Source organism: Flammeovirga kamogawensis (assembly GCF_018736065.1).
GTDB classification, from domain to species: domain Bacteria; phylum Bacteroidota; class Bacteroidia; order Cytophagales; family Flammeovirgaceae; genus Flammeovirga; species Flammeovirga kamogawensis.
The window spans coordinates 3,767,542-3,787,956 of record NZ_CP076128.1 but is presented as its reverse complement, the minus strand read 5'-3'; the positions used below and the strand labels follow the sequence as shown (position 1 = coordinate 3,787,956).

The 20,415-nt window shown below is 32.3% G+C and carries 15 protein-coding genes; 5 read left to right on the top strand and 10 right to left on the bottom strand.

The genetic code is table 11. The features are described from left to right. The first annotated feature begins 278 nt into the window (after positions 1–278). The 5 genes from KM029_RS15295 to KM029_RS15275 all read left to right on the top strand — a co-directional run bounded on the left by KM029_RS15295 (position 279) and on the right by KM029_RS15275 (position 6,581). A complete protein-coding gene (locus KM029_RS15295; protein ID WP_158631075.1) occupies positions 279–845 on the top strand; it encodes a DUF4230 domain-containing protein in 567 nt (188 codons plus the stop codon). Positions 846–1,108: 263 nt separating this feature from the next. Then, entirely contained in the window at positions 1,109–4,639 is a 3,531-nt protein-coding gene (locus KM029_RS15290; RefSeq protein ID WP_144074067.1) for a SpoIIE family protein phosphatase, read from the top strand. A 103-nt stretch (positions 4,640–4,742) separates the two neighbouring features. After that, complete coding sequence (locus KM029_RS15285) at positions 4,743–5,183, top strand: hypothetical protein (protein ID WP_144074066.1); 441 nt, start codon at positions 4,743–4,745, stop codon at positions 5,181–5,183. Between the two features lie 89 nt (positions 5,184–5,272). Beyond that, positions 5,273–6,208 (top strand): hypothetical protein, encoded by a 936-nt coding sequence (locus KM029_RS15280; protein ID WP_144074065.1) that lies wholly within the window; start codon positions 5,273–5,275, stop codon positions 6,206–6,208. Positions 6,209–6,353: 145 nt separating this feature from the next. Next, the gene (locus KM029_RS15275) at positions 6,354–6,581 is read left to right on the top strand and encodes a hypothetical protein (RefSeq protein WP_144074064.1); all 228 of its coding nucleotides are present in this window, start codon (positions 6,354–6,356) and stop codon (positions 6,579–6,581) included. A gap of 61 nt (positions 6,582–6,642) precedes the next feature. On the opposite strand, the gene KM029_RS15270 is transcribed toward KM029_RS15275, so the two are convergent. The 10 genes from KM029_RS15270 to KM029_RS15225 form a co-directional block, all read right to left on the bottom strand. After that, entirely contained in the window at positions 6,643–8,814 is a 2,172-nt protein-coding gene (locus KM029_RS15270; RefSeq protein WP_144074063.1) for a L,D-transpeptidase, read from the bottom strand. A gap of 130 nt (positions 8,815–8,944) precedes the next feature. After that, positions 8,945–11,137 (bottom strand): cation:dicarboxylate symporter family transporter, encoded by a 2,193-nt coding sequence (locus tag KM029_RS15265; RefSeq protein ID WP_144074062.1) that lies wholly within the window; start codon positions 11,135–11,137, stop codon positions 8,945–8,947. A gap of 124 nt (positions 11,138–11,261) precedes the next feature. After that, positions 11,262–12,473 (bottom strand): dicarboxylate/amino acid:cation symporter, encoded by a 1,212-nt coding sequence (locus tag KM029_RS15260; RefSeq protein ID WP_144074061.1) that lies wholly within the window; start codon positions 12,471–12,473, stop codon positions 11,262–11,264. A gap of 178 nt (positions 12,474–12,651) precedes the next feature. Continuing rightward, a complete protein-coding gene (locus tag KM029_RS15255; protein WP_144074060.1) occupies positions 12,652–13,074 on the bottom strand; it encodes a hypothetical protein in 423 nt (140 codons plus the stop codon). A gap of 81 nt (positions 13,075–13,155) precedes the next feature. Next, a complete protein-coding gene (locus KM029_RS15250) occupies positions 13,156–13,770 on the bottom strand; it encodes an ABC transporter ATP-binding protein (protein ID WP_158631074.1) in 615 nt (204 codons plus the stop codon). A gap of 75 nt (positions 13,771–13,845) precedes the next feature. Then, positions 13,846–14,640: an acyl-ACP--UDP-N-acetylglucosamine O-acyltransferase gene (lpxA, locus tag KM029_RS15245; RefSeq protein ID WP_144074058.1), complete on the bottom strand. Its 795-nt coding sequence runs from the start codon at positions 14,638–14,640 to the stop codon at positions 13,846–13,848. Between the two features lie 140 nt (positions 14,641–14,780). Next, positions 14,781–16,175: a bifunctional UDP-3-O-[3-hydroxymyristoyl] N-acetylglucosamine deacetylase/3-hydroxyacyl-ACP dehydratase gene (locus tag KM029_RS15240; RefSeq protein ID WP_144075706.1), complete on the bottom strand. Its 1,395-nt coding sequence runs from the start codon at positions 16,173–16,175 to the stop codon at positions 14,781–14,783. Between the two features lie 81 nt (positions 16,176–16,256). Next, positions 16,257–17,300, bottom strand: coding sequence for a UDP-3-O-(3-hydroxymyristoyl)glucosamine N-acyltransferase (lpxD, locus tag KM029_RS15235; protein WP_144074057.1), 1,044 nt, complete (start codon positions 17,298–17,300; stop codon positions 16,257–16,259). A 78-nt stretch (positions 17,301–17,378) separates the two neighbouring features. Continuing rightward, positions 17,379–18,596 (bottom strand): HD domain-containing protein, encoded by a 1,218-nt coding sequence (locus KM029_RS15230; protein ID WP_144074056.1) that lies wholly within the window; start codon positions 18,594–18,596, stop codon positions 17,379–17,381. 19 nt (positions 18,597–18,615) lie between these two features. Beyond that, entirely contained in the window at positions 18,616–20,370 is a 1,755-nt protein-coding gene (locus KM029_RS15225; protein ID WP_144074055.1) for an OmpP1/FadL family transporter, read from the bottom strand. Positions 20,371–20,415: the final 45 nt, after the last annotated feature.

The following is a 20,415-nucleotide window of genomic DNA, read 5'->3' as shown; positions in this document are numbered from 1 at the left end:
AAAGTAGCATATTTCTACATACCTACAAATTGATCTTTTAAAAAGAAGTGAAATAAACGATGAAATTAAAAGTTTTAGCATTTATGTTAATTTGACTTAAAAATCATTGTATTCTTAGTTAACTAAAACAAATTATTCAAATAATTGTAAGTCAATCAATTGGTTATTGGTGAATTCGGATTATCAAACCTATTTTTGATAAGTAATACTAACTCGCTAAAGGAAACAATATGTCCTCGAAACTGCATACATCAATTCTGACATTTTTAGCCATACTTATGGCATCTTATATAATGTGGGATTTGTTTGAAGAAAATTATAGCGACTCTACTAATGACCAACAGTTAATTGTTGAGGAATTAGAAGGATTGGGTCGTTTAGAACTATATAAAGCTAGGGTAAGAGATGTTGCTGAATACTCTGAAGAAAATGAATATTTAGAAGATATTCCTATTGCTAGTGAATACTTTAAATCTAAAATTCTTGCTGTAATTGGTGGGGAAATCGTTGCTTATATCAACTTAAACGAGATCAAACAAAGTGATATCCGTATTGCTGATTCAACAGTAATAATAGATTTACCAAACTTGCATATAGATGGACGTGTAAACCCTAAAGAAGTAAAAATTTATTCTTCTGATTATGCAAGCCCTGACGCAATGAACAAACTGTATATAGAAGCAGAAAAAAAACTACGTAAAACAGGGCAAGAAATGCAACTTGAAGCAAAAGCAAAAGAGAATGCAAAACTATACCTTGCTCCTATACTTTCTAAAATTAGTGGTAACCGCCATGTAAAAATTAACTTTAAAGATAGCGTCAACTTACACTATATTAGACAATAACAACGTTATAACTTTTGAAGACTTTTAATTTCTGGATTTTATGTTTAGTCGAATAACATTAACTACTAATAATTTCGTAATTGTATTATTAGTAGACTGAGGTATTTTGATAATTGTATTTTACTACAAATCACCTTAAGTAAAGTGTTAATAGTTTGATTATTTTAATAAAAAACAGTAATATACAACTAATTACATGGTCTTATTTTTTAATTACTATTCTAAGACTCTTACTAAGGTAAAGGTATTATTTACTGCATGTTATGATAAAGAACGTACAAGCTAATTTTTTTTATACTAGATTATTAATTACATCTCTATTTCTACTTATTGGCTCTCAGAGTTATTCACAAAGTATTTTAGGTACTCATTATTCTAAAGATAATGGGCTTAAAGCAGGATATGTAAAAAGTATTGCCAAAGATTCGATTGGTTATTTATGGCTCGGTAGCGATGATGGCCTAATTCGTTACAATGGAAGTAATTTTATTGACTATACTGATAAAAAAATAACTAGTAATTACATAAAGCAAATTCTTAGAAGAAAGGATGGTTCTCTATATGCCATTACTGACAAAGAAGTTGTAAGAATTTTTAGTAAGCCAGATCAGGTATCGTTTAAAACGATACTTACATCTAGTACTACAGAAAATACAGTAGGAAAACTTAATTACGGTAAATTACTTTTTGAAGACCGTAAAAGCAGACTTTGGGCTGCAGATAATTACCAAATTTTCCAACTTCAGAAAAATGGTAAGTTCGAAACTATTTTTAATGATTTTACGCTTAATGCCGAAAGTGAAAGTAGATCTTTTACAATGGTTGAAGATGCCGATGGAGTAATTTATGCATTCCATCATTCAGGAGCTGTTTATCGTTATGAAGAAGCACTCAATTCATTTGAGTTAGTTTCGAAAAAATTTGGTTTATCAGAAATTCAGCATGCCGTTTGGTATAATAAATCTTCATTTTTAGTCGCAGATTCTAAAAAAGGAGTTTCTTATGTATCTATTAATGGTAATAAAGTCACAAGAAAACAAATTGGTAGAAGATTCGATGCTTCATTCATTCAAGAAGTAGGTACAGATTCTTACTTTGTTACAGGATGGGTTTCAGGCATGTACCGTTTAGAATCAACATATGAAGGTTTTAGTATTCAAAGAGCTCCCGAAATTGGTGTTTACAACGGTAGTTCAATGCTTTATGATGATTTAGATTTATGGGTTGCAAGAGATAATGGAATATCACTTTTTCAAAAGCTCCCGTTTAGTTCTTTCGCTACAAGTATTACAAGCTCATATATACAGCACATTAATGGTAAAGGAGATGACCTTTATTTTACAGATGGTGATAACTTATACTTTGGAGGTCTAAATTCTCTAGATCAATTTACTTTAAAGAATAAAGAAAAAGTGGGGTCTACAGGTAATTCATTCCTAAGAATTTTACCTACAGACCAAGGTGTTTGGACTTCAGATGCTGAAGGGGTTCTTCAATTATGGAGAAATGCCCAACCAATTAGAAAAATTGATTTATCGCATATAGGTGGTGCTATTTTTATTTTAGAACAAGACAAAGATGGTAACCTCTGGATTTGCCAAGATGGTATTCAAGGAGCTATCAAAATTGGAAAAGATAATAAGCCTAAAATATATAGTGTAGAGCAAGGTATTACAAGTAGAGCTATTGTTATTAAAACTACAGACGAAGGTGACATCTATGTAGGTGGTACAAATAAAGAAGGCTTAATATTTAAATATAATGACGTTATAAATGCTTTTGATAACTTATCAGAAGATTTAAATTTTGATTTCCAAGGAAATATACAAACAAATGATATCGCTATTCTTAAAAATAAAGATATCGTTTTAGGTACTTCTTATGGTACTATATTACTTTCTAACGAAAAAATGAAGCGTTTAAACTTAGGTGATTTCACTTCTATAACAAATAATGCCTTAGCTCTTGACCCTAACGAGAAACAATTATGGATTTCTTCTACATCAGGTTTAATTAGATACAACTTTGGACACGATGAGTACCTACTTTATACTAAAAAAGATGGATTACCAGATGCCGATTTAAATATTAGAGGACTTTATATTGATGAGTTCGGTAAATTATTTATTTCAACATCAAGAGGTATTGGTTTTGCTGCCAACTTACAAGTTCTTATAGAAACTCCGAAACCATTTATTGAAACAGTAAACGTTGGTGGTGATAAATTATCATTACAAGCTAAAGCCGATATTCCTTCTGATAGTTATTTAAGAGTTGATTTCCATATTCCTGTTTATCCAACTGAAAATGTTGCTTTCCAAAAGCGTATTCTTGGCTATCCTGGATTAGATGAATGGATGAACTTTGAAAAAGAAAAAGAAGGTTTACTTATAGATCAATTAGAAGCCGGTTCTGCATATACATTAGAAGTTAGAGGAAGAAAAACAGGTAACTTCTCATGGAGTAGACCACTTTCTTACAGGTTCTCAGTATATACTCCTTTCTACAAGCAATGGTGGAGTTATGTATTGTACATTGTTGGTACAGTTACTATTGCCATTATCATTGTTCAATTTAACATGTATAGAAGTAGAAGAGAGCAAAGAAAACTGGAAGAACAAGTAAATATTAGAACTAAAGAGGTTGAGAAACAATCTTCTGAACTTACAGATAAAAATAATGAATTAGAAAAAGCCTTTAATAGATTAAAAAGATCTGAAGCTATTCTAAATCATAACACAAAAGAACTAGAAAGAGCGAAAAAAGATGCTGAAAAAGCAGCTTCTAAACTTCTTGATAAAAACAGTGAACTAGAAGAAACTTCTAGAACAATTCGTGAACAACACCACGAAATGAAAAGTCATAGAGAACAAATTCTTCGTCAGAATGAACTTGTAAAAGAGCAAGCATTATTACTTTCTCAACACAATGAAAAAGTAAAAAGCTCAGTAAACTATGCCCGTAGAATGCAAACTGCCGTATTTGGTAAACCGCAGGATATGGAAGAAAAAATGCAAGGTATTGGTCAACACTGGGATGGTTTTGTATACTTAAAACCAAGAGATATTGTATCTGGTGATTTCCACTGGTTTGGTGAGAAAAATGAAAACTATATTATTGTAGCTGCCGATTGTACGGGTCATGGTGTTCCGGGTGCCTTCATGTCACTTATTGGTAATGACCTTTTAAACCAAATTGTGTACGAAAGAGGTATTCTTGACCCAGGACGTATCTTAAAATTGATGAATGATATGATTCGTCAAGCCTTAAACCAACAAGAAAATGAAGATAGTCGTGATGGTATGGATATCGCTATTTGTGTGGTATCACCTAAACGTAAAACATTAACTTTTGCTGGAGCAGGTAGACCTCTTTATTATATATCAAACTCTAACCCTGATGAACTACAACGATTAAGAGGTGGTAAATCTGGTATTGGTGGTAAGAAGTCTAAAAAGAAAATATTTGAATCTCATTCATTACCATTAGAAGATATTCATGTAATGTACATCTGTTCTGATGGTTACCAAGATCAATTTGGAGGCCCTGATGGTAGAAAGTTAATGCAAAGACCATTTAAAGAGCTACTTTTCAATATTCATAAAAAAGATTTAGACTTACAAAGAAAAGCCCTAAGTCAGTTTATGGATCAATGGATGAGCCAAGGAAATCAAAGGCAAATTGATGATATGTTAATTATTGGAATAAGACCTCACGTAATTATCAATGAAGAAGAAGAAAAAGAACTTCTACTTTTAGATGAAGCAAGTGAACAAAGACATACAATATTTTAAAAATAAGGGAAAGATCAATTGGTCTTTCCCTTTTTTATTTCCCATTATCAAAATAACTGATTAAAGTTCGTTATTTTTGTATAGGTTATAATCAATCATTCAAATGCACAAAATCACATTACTACTACTGCTCTTCCTCTCTACGGGATGCTATACTATATGTATAGGTCAGCAAAGTAATGTGTCTGTATATACAATATATAAAGTAGGTGATGATGGTTTACTGGATAAGCAAGATATACCCGAAAGGAAAATTGTAAAGATCTCTTCTGATAGTTCTTTAGAACACTGGCATTTCTTTTTTGAAGAAGAAGAAATTATTGCTTATGAATGTATTTACCTTGATCTACCTTATACTGAATTAATAGGTAATAAAAATAATACCTATTCAGATTACCTTGGAAGAATAAAATTATCAACTTTCAAGCGAGAAAAAGATATCCTCCTTAAAATCAAATATAAAAGTTCTGAAAAGCTATTTTCATTCACTAAAGAAGAGAATTGTGAAGCATGTCCTTTCTTTGAGAAAATCATTTCCAACTAATTATCTATCACAAAAATTGTTTAAACAAGTTTTGGAATATTATTTGTAGTATACTCAAAAAAATTATTCTAATCTCTTAAACTACCACTATGAAAATCTATTATCAGAAACCTAAAAGTATTTTATCAGTATTCATTCTTCTCTTTTCTACATTATGTATCCATTTAGATTCATTTGCTCAAGGATGTTCTGATGCGGGTGTTTGTAGCATTGGTCCAATGAAACACACAGATCTTTTTGACGATGTACCAACAAATGGAGAGTTACGTTTTAAACCTTCTTATGGATTGGGTGAAAAAGCTGTTAGTGTAATCAACTTACAATTAGAAGGCGATTATAATATAGCAGATGTAGTCTATTTCCAATTTCAACTTCCTTATACATTTACAACAGGTAATTTAGGAAGTACAAGTGGACTTGGCGATTTAACATTATCCCTTTCTGCCCCAGTTTTTTCAAATGATAAAGTAACAACTACTGTATTTGCAGGAACAAAAATACCTTCTAATGATGGTAACTTAACAGAAAATGGACAAGCATTACCTATGGTTTATCAAACCAGTTTAGGTACTTATGATTTACTCGCAGGAATTGCTGTAAATGTTGATAAGTTATTGTTTTCTGTTGGCTACCAACAACCACTTACTCAAAATAGCAATACGTATATTGAAACAGGAAATGACCCTGACAATGAATACTGGTCTACTAATGAATTTGAGCGCCAACCTGATGTTGCTATTCGTGCTGAGTATGGAAAAAACACAGAAAAGATAAATTGGAAAGCTGGACTTTTAGGAATTATCCACGTAGGAGAAGATTCTTATTTAGACCCTACTGATAACCAACGAAAAAATATTGAGGGGTCAAGCGGTCTTACATTAAATATTACTGGAGGAGTTTCTAAATCTTGGGGTCGTTATTCTCTTGGATCAGATTTAGGATTTCCTGTAGTTGCTAGATCAGCTCGACCAGATGGATTAACAAGATCTTTTGTTTTATCTGTTTATGGTGGTTGGAAATTTTAAACAGTTTGTTCATTTCATACCACCTATATTAACTTGTTATTGCAAGTGAATGAATTCCGTTAATAGCCGATAATTAATACTCTATTTGGAATGGATATTATATAAAATTATCGTAAATTATACTATATAATTAAACGGTCATATCATGAGTATAGCAAACCAACAACAGTATTTGTGGGAAGGTGGGTTTGAAGACACTGACAACCATGAATTAAGCTTTAAAGTTACATTGTATTATGAAGACAACACTTCAGAAACATACTTTGAACCTTCATCAATTGATTTATCCGAAGACGAAAATTTTAAACAAGAATTACTTACTCAAGAAGGTGTAATTGATTATTACATCGAAATGAAAGGAGTAATCGCTTAAACATTAATAATCCCATCAATTTTAAAGTTGATGGGATTTCTTTTTAAGATCGTTTTTTGGTTTAATCAGCCAAGGTAATAGCTTCTCCGTTTACTTCAGAAGTAATAACGTACTGATTTGAAATCCATTTAAATTTACTAAAATAAGACTCTGCAAGTAATTGCATTCCTTTTAACATTTCCTGTTTTGGATAAGCGACAGATACCATTTTAATTAAGGTCTTGTTCTCAGAACTATGGGAATATTGAAAAAGTCTCCACATCCCTGCTTCATCTAATAATGTCAAAGCACCATCAATACCATATTGATTCAATAACTTATTCTGAAACTCTTGCCCTTTTATAGGTAGCAGTCTACCAGATTTCACTTCCCTCTCATAAAGTTCTTGTTCACCTAAAGCATAAATATAAGACTGCATAAGTAAAGCATCATAATAATCTAAATCTCCTTTAGGTTGAGAATCAGGACCACTTTCTCTTAGAGAAAGGTAGCTATTTATCCATGTTAAGTGTTCCCATTCTTCAAATTTCCCAGGAAATTCTACAGCCAAAGTATCTATCATACCCATATAATGAAGCACTCTTTTTCGTTCTTCAGAGATGGCAAAATATTCTAATGGATCAATAACCTCTAGCTCCTTATTAAAATACTCATTAATCATCGTTTGCTCTTGAATATTGATATTTTGAATCAACTCTTTATCAATTTCATGTTTCTGTAGTGCTTCTGTAAGATTATTATTTAAAGCTATTCTTGCTTCTGTTATTCTATTTTTAAAATATGAATTGATATCTGCTGAATAATACGCTTTATAAAATGGGTTTTGATTATGGCGCATTTCTGTTTCAAAATATTCTCCTTTAAAACCAAAACGTTGCTGGAAGTTGATATTATTAACCCCTCCTGAATGAATAAATGTCATCCAATATTTCATTGCGGATTCTGGGAAAGGAACAGACACACTTATGGTTACATTTGCTTTTTGATTTTCTACTTTAGACATCCTATATGCAATAGAATTTGCTAACTTAGGAATTACAACTCCTTGCAAATGTTTTGCTAAAGAAACAGAATCTAGCATGTTCTGTCTACGAATAACGATTGATTGTTCATTATAAATAGATTCTAAATCTGTGTCGTCAAAGCCTGGAACTTTAACAGGCTTAGGAGCATGAAGAGCTACAGCATCAAGAAAAACAGGCATAGTTTCCTGTTTCATCACGATTTCTTTAATGATATAAGAATTAATATTAGAAACTCTCACACATCCACCAGATAAAGCAAAACCCAATTGATCTTCTCTGTTTGTACCATGAATGTACAATTGTCTTGTTCCAGAATTACTGTTATCAATATAAGAAAGGTCATCTGGAGACTTTCTTAAATACTTTGTCGCAGCAACATCAACAAACTCAGACCCAAAATTTTGACCAATTAAACCAAATTGATTAGTACATATATATGCTTTTTCTTCTTTTGTACTCTTCCTATAAATATATTTTGCTTCACCATCATAAGTCTGTCTATGTAACTTGTAAAACATTTTTTTAGGTGTTCCTGTTTTTGTACGAGATTGCCAACCAGGTTGAGTATATTTTTGATACACCAAAAAGAAACCTATTGGTGTTTTTCCAGAATCATCTTCAAAACCAATTCCTTTCCATGCAGAAGATATATCTATTTCTACCAACTCACCAGTAGCCATATTTATAATATACCCTTTTTGTCCACCTACATTTTTATGTGCTAAATTTCCCACAAATGCATACCCAGATTGAATTTCTTTATTCTTTCTTAAATAAGTAAATGCTTTTGTCAGTTTGCTATGTATTAAAGAATATCTTTTAGGATTACTCTTTTTAGATAAAACCTGCATCCCACATTTCGCATTCTCTTTTAACATCATCTTTTGATGTTCTGTCATTTCGGGATATTTTTCATACAAAGAATTGATAAACTTATCTGTCAGTTCTTTTAAACTTTCTGGCATCAATAGTTTAGCTTCTTCTAACTCTTGCATTGCAACAGATTGAAAAACTTCTTCTTGTATTTTTGCAGATGTCCTTGCTCTAGACGTTACATATATTGCCTTACCTGTCAATTCTTTCCAATTAAAATCATCTGTTGTAAATAAATCAGCAGATGATACACTTGTATTCTTAGTAGGTTGAGAACAAGAGCATACTATTATAAAAATTGAAAGTATATATATATACCTTTTATAGTAATTCATAATCAGATTGGTTTAGAGTGTTGATATTGATAGTTTACTGTCAGAATATAGTTTATAGTTGTAAAAAACGAAAAATCAGTGAATAATAAAAAAGCCTAGATGTAAGTTTTACTTATATCTAGGCTTATCTTTAATCTACCCAATGTAATACATCTTTAATTACACTCCAATGCTCTTCTTTTCTAAGGTGATCATCACCTAAAATCCAATAATCATAGAAGCGAGAAATAGTTCCATCTTTTTTATTTACCTCAATCCAGTTAGTAACAAAATTAGCCATATTCTCATCTTTGTTCCCTACGGGATAAGCCAAAGGAAGAGTAATTTTATACGGCAATGGATTTGCTATCTGATATTCAGGGTGAAGTAGTGTTAATGCTGCTCCCCTTTCTGCACTAGTAAGAAGACCATCTAACCTCAAACTATCTGTTTGATTAAAAAACTGATTAACAGAATCTAATCGTACAGCTTCTGCTTGAGGAAAATAATTTAAAAACTTTTGTGCTACATCTTTTCGCTCGAAATACCCAATTTTAAATGAACTAACCTCAGATGCTTTATCAAATGTTTTAAATTGATCTGCTTGGTCTCGAACTACTAAAGCCATTGTTACATCTAAATATGGTTTAGAGAAGGATAGTTCTGCAGAATATTGGCTAGACATAAAAATATCAGACATTACAATATCAAAATTATCATTTTGTAATTCTTCAGGCATATGCCCTACAGTGATAGGTACAAACTCAATTTCCACATCCAATGCAGATCCTAATTCATGAGCCATATCAATTCCAAAACCAACTAATTCACCTCTAGCATTAAAATAACTAAATGGTATCTCATCTTCATAAAAACCAACTCTTACAATACCTCTTCGCTTTATTCTATCTAAAATGCTTTCATACTCCAATAATTTAGTAGGGTTAGGAGATGCAGAAGGTAAAACTTTAAAAGGAACTAATTTATGGATTAGCTGCATATTTGCAATTACTTTATCATTCTGATAGACATCCTTTAAAGAATAAGATAAAAATAAACGCAGCGGAACAAGTGTTACAATAAATAGTACAACTGTAACAGCTAACCCCATTGTAATTTTTCTTTTTCTTAATTTAAAAAAGCCATTAGTAGAACTTAATGTAAGTAATGTTAAAGTAATAAGATGCATTGCCCCAAGTACCACTCTTACTCTATCCGTAAAAACTGTTGATACTACGAACAATTGAAACATATCTTTTGGTATCTCTAAAAGATCCAACATAAATGGAATACCCGTTACAGGTGCTACAAAACTGCTAAGTAATGTTGCCCCAACAAACATTGGGGTATTTGATAGTGTTATTGGATTACCAACAAACCAAGCCGCAAAAGGCACAAAAACAAATATGGCTAACGTACCTAAATTTGGAAAAGGATAAGCCAATGGCATCAAAATATCTGTCCCAGCATTATTTTCATCTGTATCTAGATTGTACTCTGCATAGAGCGATTTTAGATCTTCAATTAACTGAGGTAATACAACTATAATTTTACCTGTAGCAAAAATTGTTATTAATGTAGCCTTAGTAAACTTAAAAACATCTTTGTATTTAAAAGGGGTACATGCTGTAATTAACATGGGTAATACCCAAAAAGTCAGTATTAAAACTGCTACTAAATAAGTAAGTAAATAAGCTTGCATTTTTCCTAACTCGTCTAAAGTCATGGTTCCTGCTGTACTTGCGGCAATAGCAAAAACACCTGCAGGTGTTAATTTAACTACAATTTTATTTACTTGATTTAATGCTTTATTAAAAGCATCTAAACTATTTAGTAAAACTTCTTTATCCTTTCCGTTTATCTGCATTACACCAATCCCTACAAGAATACTAAATAGTACAACAGCAGGAACTTTACTTTCTGCTAAAGAAAAGAAAGGATTAGAAGGAATATATAATTTTAGAAAATCAACTTCGGGAGGAGGAGTGACAAAACTTGTACTGAAGAAATTGGCAGATTTCCATTCTGGAAACGCAAAGGGTAAAATCAAAACAACAGCAATACCTATTGCTAATAATAATGATAGGAACTTTATACCTTGTACTATTAATTTACGTCCTTCTTCTAGTGATAAACGACCAATATTCACAATTAATGAAAATACAATATAAGGCAATACAGTCATCTGTAATAAACCAATAAATGCATCTCCAACAATTTCTAAATGTCCTGCATACTCACCTAAAAACAATCCTAATAATATTCCAGAAAATAAGCCTATTAAGATTTTTGTAGAAAGAGTCATTGGCTTCTTCTCCTTTGTAGTTGATGTCTGATTTGTCATAAAAAATTGAGCGAATTTTAATACTTGTACATTATTATAAGAATGTACCTCTTCAAATATAAATAAAGGTTACCCCTATTGCTATAAGAGTAACCTTTTATTTAAAATATAATTTAAAAAGAATCTAGTCTTCTTCTTCAAATCTTTCCATAACAACAGCACAAGAGGCATCTCCTGTAATATTAACTGCTGTTCGTAGCATATCAAAAATTCTATCTACACCAAATATTAATGGTAAAGCCTCTACAGGAACACCTGCAACCATAAATACTGCAACAGCTAATAAAGATGGGCCTGGAACACCTGCTGTTCCTACAGCTCCAAGTACCGATGTTATCGCAATAGCAATATACTGGGACATCCCTAACTCAATACCATACATTTGAGCAAAAAAGATAGTTACTAAAGGATTAAATACTGCATTACCAGCCATATTTACTGTAGCTCCTAATGGTAGCACAAATGATGCTACACTTTTCTTAACTCCCATTTTATCTACTGCTTCATAATTTAAAGGCAATGTAGCCAAAGAGGATGCGGTTGATAGTGCAAATATTTGCGGTGTAACCATTTCTTTAAAAAATTTAATAGCAGGAACCTTACTAAAAAATTGAACCATTCCTCCAAATAATGGAAATGTCACTACTATTAATGCTAATATGTATACAATAAAGAGTTTACCAATACTAAACAATATATCATAACCAAATGTACCTACAGAAGATGCCATTAAGCACATTACACCAAATGGAGCAAGCCACATCACTTTAATAATCATCCAAACAAGTACATCGTTTACTCCTTCAATAAAAGTAGAAACCACTTTTTGTTTTTCGTCTGGTAATTTTCCAATTCCAATTCCAAAAAACATTGAAAATAAAATAATTTGTAATATACTACCTTGAGAAAGTGCTTTAAAAGGATTTGAAGGTATTGCTCCTTTTATTGTATCCCAAAAACCAGCTATTTCACCTCTTGAAGTTAGAGAAGTATCTGTTATTCCTCCTGCAAGTTCTTGAATATTTAGCCCTATACCAGGTTTAAAAAGTACTGTAAATAAAATCCCTACAAAAACTGCTACAAATGATGTTGCTCCAAAATAAAGGAACGTCATACCACCTATTTTACTTGCATTCTTTGATTGTCCTAATGCTTGTGCTCCCATTATAATTGAGAAAAACACCAAAGGTATTACAAGCATAGAAAGTAGTTTAATAAAAACATCTCCTATTGGAGCTATAATGGTAACATCTTCACCGAAAATAATTCCAAGAATAATGCCTAGGATCATTGCAATGAGGATAGCGATACCTAAGTCAACCTTAAAGAATTTCATACTTTTAGTTATAGTTTAAATAATTTATTGTCAATTGATAAAGTTAATAGTTACAGCCTAAACATTTAATATTTAGATTGTTATTGCTTTTAAATAGTATAAGGTTAAGCAAAAAAAAACCCCATCACGTTAACGTAATAGGGTCTGTATTTCAAAAGATCTTTACAATCTAAACTACTTATTGCTTATCAAATACGTAAGTATAAGTTGTTTCTGTTTCTAGAGCTCTAGCAGCTGAAGATGGTAAAGTTTCTACAGCTTTGTAAACTAAAGAAACTGAACTACCCGTTCCAGTAATAGCTGGAGGAGTATCCCAATCTAATGCTAAAAACTCAGCAGCCGAATAAGATTTATTCGAGAAACCAGTTGGCATAGGCCAAGAAGTATCATAACCTGAAACAGTTACAGCTCCACTAGTAAGGTTAATCGATAATTTAAAATCAGCAGTTACTTGTGCTGGAGTTGTAGAAGTGGTATTTGCAGCATATACTGCAGTTGTAGCTCCTGGATCAGGATCATCACTACTACCACAACTAGTAGCTAAAGACATTAAGCCGATTAACGACATAAATAAGATTGCGTTTTTCCAAATGTTTTTCATTACAATAGAATTTTTAAGTTTTAGAATGTAATAGAGACAATTGAAATAAGGAGACCGACTTAGCAAATATAATATAACTTATCATTTTTTATAACTTTCTATAGAAATTCTTTCATTACAGTATTCATATTCATATACTTGATTACTGCAAATCACAACAATTTTATTATTACTCACTAAGGGTAACCAATCCTGATACCACTCAATATTTCTTTGATCTAGATTAGAAGTTGGCTCATCTAAAAACAAAATTGATGCTTCTGTAAAAAACGCTAAAGCTAATTTCAGTTTTTGTTTCATCCCTGAAGAAAAATCTTGTATTTGCTTGTTCTTTGATTTTTCCAAGCCTAAAATTTCTATAATTTCATCAACAGGTTTTGTCATTTTTTTTAATGATGCATGAAATTTCAGGTGTTCAACAAGAGTAAACTCTTCTATTAACTCAGTATATGGGCCTGCTAATACTAAATGTTTCCATATTTCATCAGCTTCTACTTTATTAGTATCAACAATGTATTTAATCTCCCCTTTTGACGGGTGAGAAATCCCTGCCAATAATTTCAAAAAAGTAGATTTACCACTTCCATTACCACCAATTACAGCATATGCTTTTCCTGATTCTAAAGTAAGATTAACTCCCTTAAATATCCATTCTCTAGCATATTTCTTTCCTAAATCTTTTAATTCAATTATCATGATAAAAAGCAAAAAAACCATCTTCCCTTTAGCAAAAAGAAAAGATGGTAACTTGTATATTTTTAAAAGAATAGATTAATATCCTTTAATAATGCCTCTTTCGGAATTCTTTAAGAATTTAAGAATAACATCTCTTTCATCTGTTTGCTCTAATTCTTCTTCTAGCTGACGAGTTGCCTCTGCCATTGTAAACCCTCTTGTATAAATTAAGCGGTACATTTCATGTACTTCTTGTAGAGCATCACTGTCAAAACCTCTTCTACGAAGCCCAACAGAGTTGATACCACAATAACTTAAAGGTTCTCTTGCTGCCTTTACATAAGGTGGCACATCTTTACGAACTAAAGATCCACCTGCAATAAATGCATGCTCACCAATTTTCACAAACTGATGTACTGCTGCTGTTCCTGCAATAATTACATGGTCTGCAATTTCTACATGTCCAGCAATTTGTGTTGAATTTGATAAAATACAGTTATCACCCATAATCACATCATGAGCAATATGAACATACGCCATAAGCATACAGTTCTTACCAACAACTGTTTTCATTTTATCTGTAGTACCTCTACTAACAGTAACACATTCTCTTAAAGTTGTATTATCACCAATAAAGGTAAGTGTATTCTCACCTTGAAATTTCAAATCTTGGGGAATACCTGAAATTACAGCACCAGGAAAAACTTTTACATTCTTCCCTATGCGAGCACCATCCATAATAACTGCATTGGGCCCAATCCAAGTTCCTTCTCCAATTTCTACATCCCCTTGAATTGTAGCAAAAGGTTCTACCACCACAGACTCTGCAATTTTTGCATCCGGGTGGATATTTGTCATTGGATATTTTTCAGTGTAAGGGTTTTTTGACATCGTTTGAATTTTGATAATAATATCAATCAGTGTACACCAGAATAAAATTAATCAACTTAATTCTGATTTTAACTACGAATATACTGAATAAAAGAATAAGTTGATGGAATAAACTCCATCAACTTATTCGTATCTATTTTCTAGTTATCTTTTTTTACAAGACTAGCTGTCATAATAGCTTCTGTAACAAGTTTATCACCAACGTAAGCTTGACCTTTCATTTTAGCGATACCTCTACGGATTGGCTGAATCAACTCACATTTTATAACAAGAGTATCTCCAGGAACTACCATTTTACGGAATTTACACTCCTCAACACCTACAAAGTAAGTCCAATAATTTTCAGGGTTATCTACACTATTTAAAACTAAGATACCACCTGTTTGCCCCATTGCTTCAATTTGAAGAACACCTGGCATAACTGGATTACTAGGAAAGTGACCTACAAAAAATTCTTCATTAATAGTCACATTTTTTACACCAATTACATATTTATCTGTAATTTCTGTAATCTTATCCACTAATCTAAATGGATATCTGTGAGGAAGCATTTCTTCTATTTGATTCACATCATAAACTGGTGGTTGATGAATATCATAAGTAGGTACATTTTTACGTGCCGACTTAAGCATCAAACTTTTAAGTTTACGAGCAAAGGCAACGTTTGCTGCATGACCAGGTCTAGCTGCTAGAATTTGTCCTTTAATTGGACGACCAACTAATGCTAAATCACCTACCATATCAAGTAATTTATGGCGAGCAGGTTCATTTGGGTGACGTAATTTTACGTTATTCAAAATTCCTTCCTCTGCTACTTCAACGCTTGGCAATTCAAATAAATCAGCCAATTCGTCTAAAGTCTCTTTTGATACTACTTGATCAACAACAACAATTGCGTTGTTAAAGTTACCACCTTTAATTAGGTTTGCTTTACGTAAAGCCTCAACTTCATGTAAGAAACAGAATGTTCTAGAAGATGCTACTTCACTGGCAAAATCAGCAATATCATTTAAAGCGGCATGCTGACTACCTAATACAGGCGAATTATAATCAACCATTACAGTTAAACGGTAATCGTTTAATGGTAATGCTGCTATTTCTACTTTTCTGTCATCTTCTTTATAAAATACCCCTTCTGGTACTTCAAAGAAGTTACGTAACATAGATTGTTCTTCAACACCTACTTCCATTAAAGCTTCTACAAACTTAATAGAACTACCTTCCATAATTGGAGGTTCAGGTCCGTCAATCTGAATTAATACGTTATCAATTTGTAAACCTACCAAAGCAGCTAAAACGTGCTCTACAGTATTTACTCTTGCACCATCCTGCTCAATAGTTGTACCTCTTGATACATCTACTACATTGTCCACATCACAATCCACAATTGGCTGACCTTCAATGTCAACTCTCTGGAATTTGAATCCGTGATTTACATCTGCAGGCAAGAAGACCATTTTACTTTTTGCCCCTGTATGAATACCAACGCCTTCTACGGTCACTGGTGCTTTGATAGTATGCTGTTTTGTATACATCATAAGATAGATTTGGCAATTCTAAAGTTGCCGTACTACTTGGTTATTTTACTTATTATAACAGTTGAAAACTCAACTTGGCTACAAACTTAATACTTTTTTCTCCAAATCTCTTACAATTCTTTGTAACTCAGGTAGCTTCCTGTAAACTGCAAAAGATTTTAGATGTTCCATAGATGGAATTGCAGGTGATCCCATTATACGAGTACCTGCTTTTTCAACTCCTTGAGCAAGACCAGATTGTGCTGCAATCATTGTCTTATCTGCTACTTTTATATGTCCTGAAACACCTACTTGACCGCCAACCATACATTGTGCTCCAATCTCCGAAGAACCAGAAACACCTGTCTGAGAGGCAATCACTGTATTCTCTCCAATAATTACATTGTGTGCAATCTGAATAAGATTATCTAATTTCACACCTTGTTTTAATATAGTCGATCCCATTGTAGCTCTATCTACAACAGTATTTGCTCCTATATCAACATTATTTTCAAGTATAACATTCCCTATTTGAGGAATAGTTTTATATGTACCATCTTTTTGAGGTGCAAAACCAAAGCCATCTGACCCAATTACAGCACCTGCTTGAAGTGTACAGTTATTTCCTAATTTAGAACCATGGCAAATTTTTACACCTGCATAGATTACACAATTATCTCCAATCTCAACTCCTTCTCCAATAAAAACCTGTGGATGAATCTTAGCATTTTTACCAATTTTCACTCCTTGAGAAATATAAGTAAATGCACCTACATAAGCAGTTGCTTTATCCATCTCTACAGATTCGTGTATAAAAGCTGGTTGCTCTATACCTACTTTTGCTAAGCTTAGCATACGTTGGTATTCTGTAAGAAGATCTGTAAAACCTGCATAAGCATCTTCTACAACTATCATTGCACAAGGTACTTCTTCTTTTGGTTCAAAGCCCTTACTTACAATTACCGCACTAACATTAGTTTTATAGATAAACTCTTCATATTTCATATTCGCAAGGAAAGAAATAGCAGATGCATCTCCTTCTTGAATTTTTGCGATAGATGAAATCTTAGCATTTGGATCTCCTCCAACTACTTCGCCTTGAAGTAATCCTGCAATTTGTTGTACGGTAATTTCTAATTTCATAGTAAGATATGACTATATCCACAAGTTGATTTTGAACAATAAACGCTTTTGAATGTCTGAAACAAACAAAAAATCACGCTAAGATACAACTTTGGGTTGGCATAGGTAATGTTTTATCACAATTTTCGTCAAAACTTCAATATTTGGTAAATCTGATGCCTCTGAAATGTCTATTACTTCACCACTCTTCATTTTAACCTTAATCCCCTGTTTAGCAGAAGTATAAGCTGAATTACTCACATCTCCTTGAAGGCATAAAAAGGGTAAATCTGAGGGTAAAAAGCCAATTGATAATAATTCTTTCTCAACAGTTTTTAACTTTTTTACATCTATTTCTTCAATAGACATCTCACAATTAAACAGCCTTCTTGTTAAAATGCCTTTAGTAAGAACTTCTAAAACCTTGTCTCCACTATTTTCCCATGTCTTTATAATATGCCAAATATCAAAGTCATCAATCTTTAAATATTTATCTACTAGCTCGTCATTCTGTTCAAAATCTTCTTTAGTAAACGTATTTTGAAGAAAAAACTTGAGTGTTTCATCACAAGGTAGTTCCACTCCTTGAGCATATAGGTACTTCGCTCTCTTCACTATATTTTGAAGCATTAGTTCTGCTGCTAGTCCCGTTCTATGTAAATATACTTGCCAATACATCATTCGTCTAGCATTAAGAAATCTATCAATACTGTAAATTCCTTTTTCTAATACTACAATTTCGTCATTATGTACATCAAGCATTCTGATTATCCTATCAGCTCCTACACTACCCTCTACAACACCAGAGAAAAAACAATCTCGTTGTAAATAATCCAGTCTATCCATATCTAATTGACTAGATACCATCTGATGGAAAAACTTTCTATGGTATTTACCTGTAAACATTTGAATAGCCATGTTAAGTTGACCATCAAATTCCTTATTCATTCTTTCCATTAAAAATAAGGAGAGTTCTTCATGGTGTACATTGATAAGAACATGCTCTAACGCATGAGAAAAAGGTCCATGTCCTAAATCATGTAAAAGAATTGCAATCATTGCAGCCTCTTTTTCTTCTTTAGAAATCTCTGTCCCTTTTCTTACAATAGATTCTATTGCAGACTTCATCAAGTGCATCGCTCCTAATGCATGACTAAAACGAGTATGCATTGCTCCAGGGTATACAACACTAGAGCACCCCATTTGCTTAATACGTGATAGTCTCAAAAAAATCGGGTGATTCACCAATTCTAAAATTAAAGGAGAATCAATAGTCACAAACCCATAAATTGGGTCATTAATCATTTTATAAGTCATGAGTAGAGAACTTTAAACATTAAAAACGTTTACCAATACTTAATTGTAATTCCGTTCTATTGTAATCAACATCTATAATTGGGTAAATTAATACTGTTGAGCCACTTCCTGAATCGTATGCATTATCATCTAGCTGATAAGGGCTTTCTATACCTTTCCATTTACTGTATATAACAGTAAAATCTGCATAAAATTTATTATTTCTATAACCTAAACCACCTGTGTAAAATTGTTTACTTTTATCAACACCTAAATTGTATTCTTCTTTCTGTGCATCTTGATAATAAGCATAGCCAACACGAAGCATAAATCGTTTATTCATTCTAAATTCTCCACCTGCACGTATGTTTACAGTATTTCTTAATTCTTCGTTTAGAATATAATTATCTCCATCAAAATTTAATGGTTGACTAAACTCAGAATATGTACCCTCTAAATAATGAGTCGTACCATCACTTATTTTTATTGATGAGTTTCCGACATATTCAACATCTACAGTTAAAAAGCCTTTTTTACCAAAGAAAGTAGAAATACCTCCAGATGTTTTCCAAGGGGTAGTTAAATTATAATTTGTACGAATTCTGTCGTGTGTTGCAGATTTTCTTCCATTATACGTTGCAGATTCTGATGCATTAGGATTATATAACTCTTTCCCTTCTGGGTTATAAACATAATCAGGTGTTCCATTTGCAGGATTAAAATGCTGATTTTGATAGGCTGCATCGTCCCAAGCATAATTATCATACGTTCGTGTTAAATTAGATGTATAATAATCGTTTAAACCATACCAGGTAGGAGAAGTATAAGTCGCACCAATACGCAATGCATCAATTGGTCTCCAAATAACACCTGCAGATAAATTTACCCCCCAACCTGTCGTTTCAAACTCTTCTGCCAATCCCAAATAGGTTAATTCCTGATCTCTAATTTCAACATACTCACTTGTTTTTGTATAGTTGATATTTTGAATACCAATTTTACCACCAAAATAGAATTTATCATCAAAATTACCACCATAAGCAAGAGTAGTTTCATATTGTCCTCCTCTTGTTTTTATCATTTGTGTTCTTTCTTTTACAGGAGTTGATGTAAAACCATTTTGATCTCTACCCGCATTATAGTAATAATTATAACTATTTTCATCATCACTATATATAGGTTTAATTAAGTCTAAAGCATATGCCATTTCTCCTAATGACAATAAGGTATATCCTCTTGCATAATCTTGTGATGCTAAATCCATATTTGATTTATAGGTTCCATAAGCAGCTTCTTCAAAATAATTTAGTAAAGATGTAGGGTTACTACCATTTTCAGTGTAATAGACATCACTGTTATAATCTGCTATCCTATTAAAAGAAATTGAAAAGGCACCTCCTCTCCATTTCCCACCATTTGATGAAGATTTAGAACTTGCCCAAACTGCTCCCAATTGAGGTAAAAAAAACCTTGTTTGGTCTGCACTACCTTGAATTCCATCACCAGAAGATGTTGTACCTGTAAAACCTAAACCCATAGATAATTGATATTCAGACTTACGCATAAAGCCCAAACCAGCAGGGTTTAAAATACCATGTGATATGTCTCCTCCTAAAGACACTCCTGCACCTCCTAAAGCTCTAATTCTTGCAGACCCAATGATGTTCTGCTGAGAAAAACGAGTTGCATCCCGATAATATCCTATTGGATAAGAATCTTGTGCATTCGAAATTAAGTTGAAGAATGCAATAAATGCTATTAATAAAATTGGTTTCTTATAATCTCTTTTAAACATATCTTGATTTGATGAATTATTAAAAAATATAAGAGGGGAGCTTGA

Excerpts from the sequence above, each read along its gene's own strand:
- KM029_RS15240 (WP_144075706.1), bottom strand. The coding sequence starts at position 16,175 with ATGTATACAAAACAGCATACTATCAAAGCACCAGTGACCGTAGAAGGC.
- KM029_RS15295 (WP_158631075.1), top strand. The coding sequence starts at position 279 with ATGGCATCTTATATAATGTGGGATTTGTTTGAAGAAAATTATAGCGAC.
- KM029_RS15265 (WP_144074062.1), bottom strand. The coding sequence starts at position 11,137 with ATGACAAATCAGACATCAACTACAAAGGAGAAGAAGCCAATGACTCTT.
- KM029_RS15270 (WP_144074063.1), bottom strand. The coding sequence starts at position 8,814 with ATGAATTACTATAAAAGGTATATATATATACTTTCAATTTTTATAATA.
- KM029_RS15260 (WP_144074061.1), bottom strand. The coding sequence starts at position 12,473 with ATGAAATTCTTTAAGGTTGACTTAGGTATCGCTATCCTCATTGCAATG.
- KM029_RS15280 (WP_144074065.1), top strand. The coding sequence starts at position 5,273 with ATGAAAATCTATTATCAGAAACCTAAAAGTATTTTATCAGTATTCATT.
- KM029_RS15225 (WP_144074055.1), bottom strand. The coding sequence starts at position 20,370 with ATGTTTAAAAGAGATTATAAGAAACCAATTTTATTAATAGCATTTATT.
- KM029_RS15250 (WP_158631074.1), bottom strand. The coding sequence starts at position 13,770 with ATGATAATTGAATTAAAAGATTTAGGAAAGAAATATGCTAGAGAATGG.
- lpxD (WP_144074057.1), bottom strand. The coding sequence starts at position 17,300 with ATGAAATTAGAAATTACCGTACAACAAATTGCAGGATTACTTCAAGGC.
- KM029_RS15285 (WP_144074066.1), top strand. The coding sequence starts at position 4,743 with ATGCACAAAATCACATTACTACTACTGCTCTTCCTCTCTACGGGATGC.
- KM029_RS15230 (WP_144074056.1), bottom strand. The coding sequence starts at position 18,596 with ATGACTTATAAAATGATTAATGACCCAATTTATGGGTTTGTGACTATT.
- KM029_RS15255 (WP_144074060.1), bottom strand. The coding sequence starts at position 13,074 with ATGAAAAACATTTGGAAAAACGCAATCTTATTTATGTCGTTAATCGGC.
- KM029_RS15290 (WP_144074067.1), top strand. The coding sequence starts at position 1,109 with ATGATAAAGAACGTACAAGCTAATTTTTTTTATACTAGATTATTAATT.
- KM029_RS15275 (WP_144074064.1), top strand. The coding sequence starts at position 6,354 with ATGAGTATAGCAAACCAACAACAGTATTTGTGGGAAGGTGGGTTTGAA.
- lpxA (WP_144074058.1), bottom strand. The coding sequence starts at position 14,640 with ATGTCAAAAAACCCTTACACTGAAAAATATCCAATGACAAATATCCAC.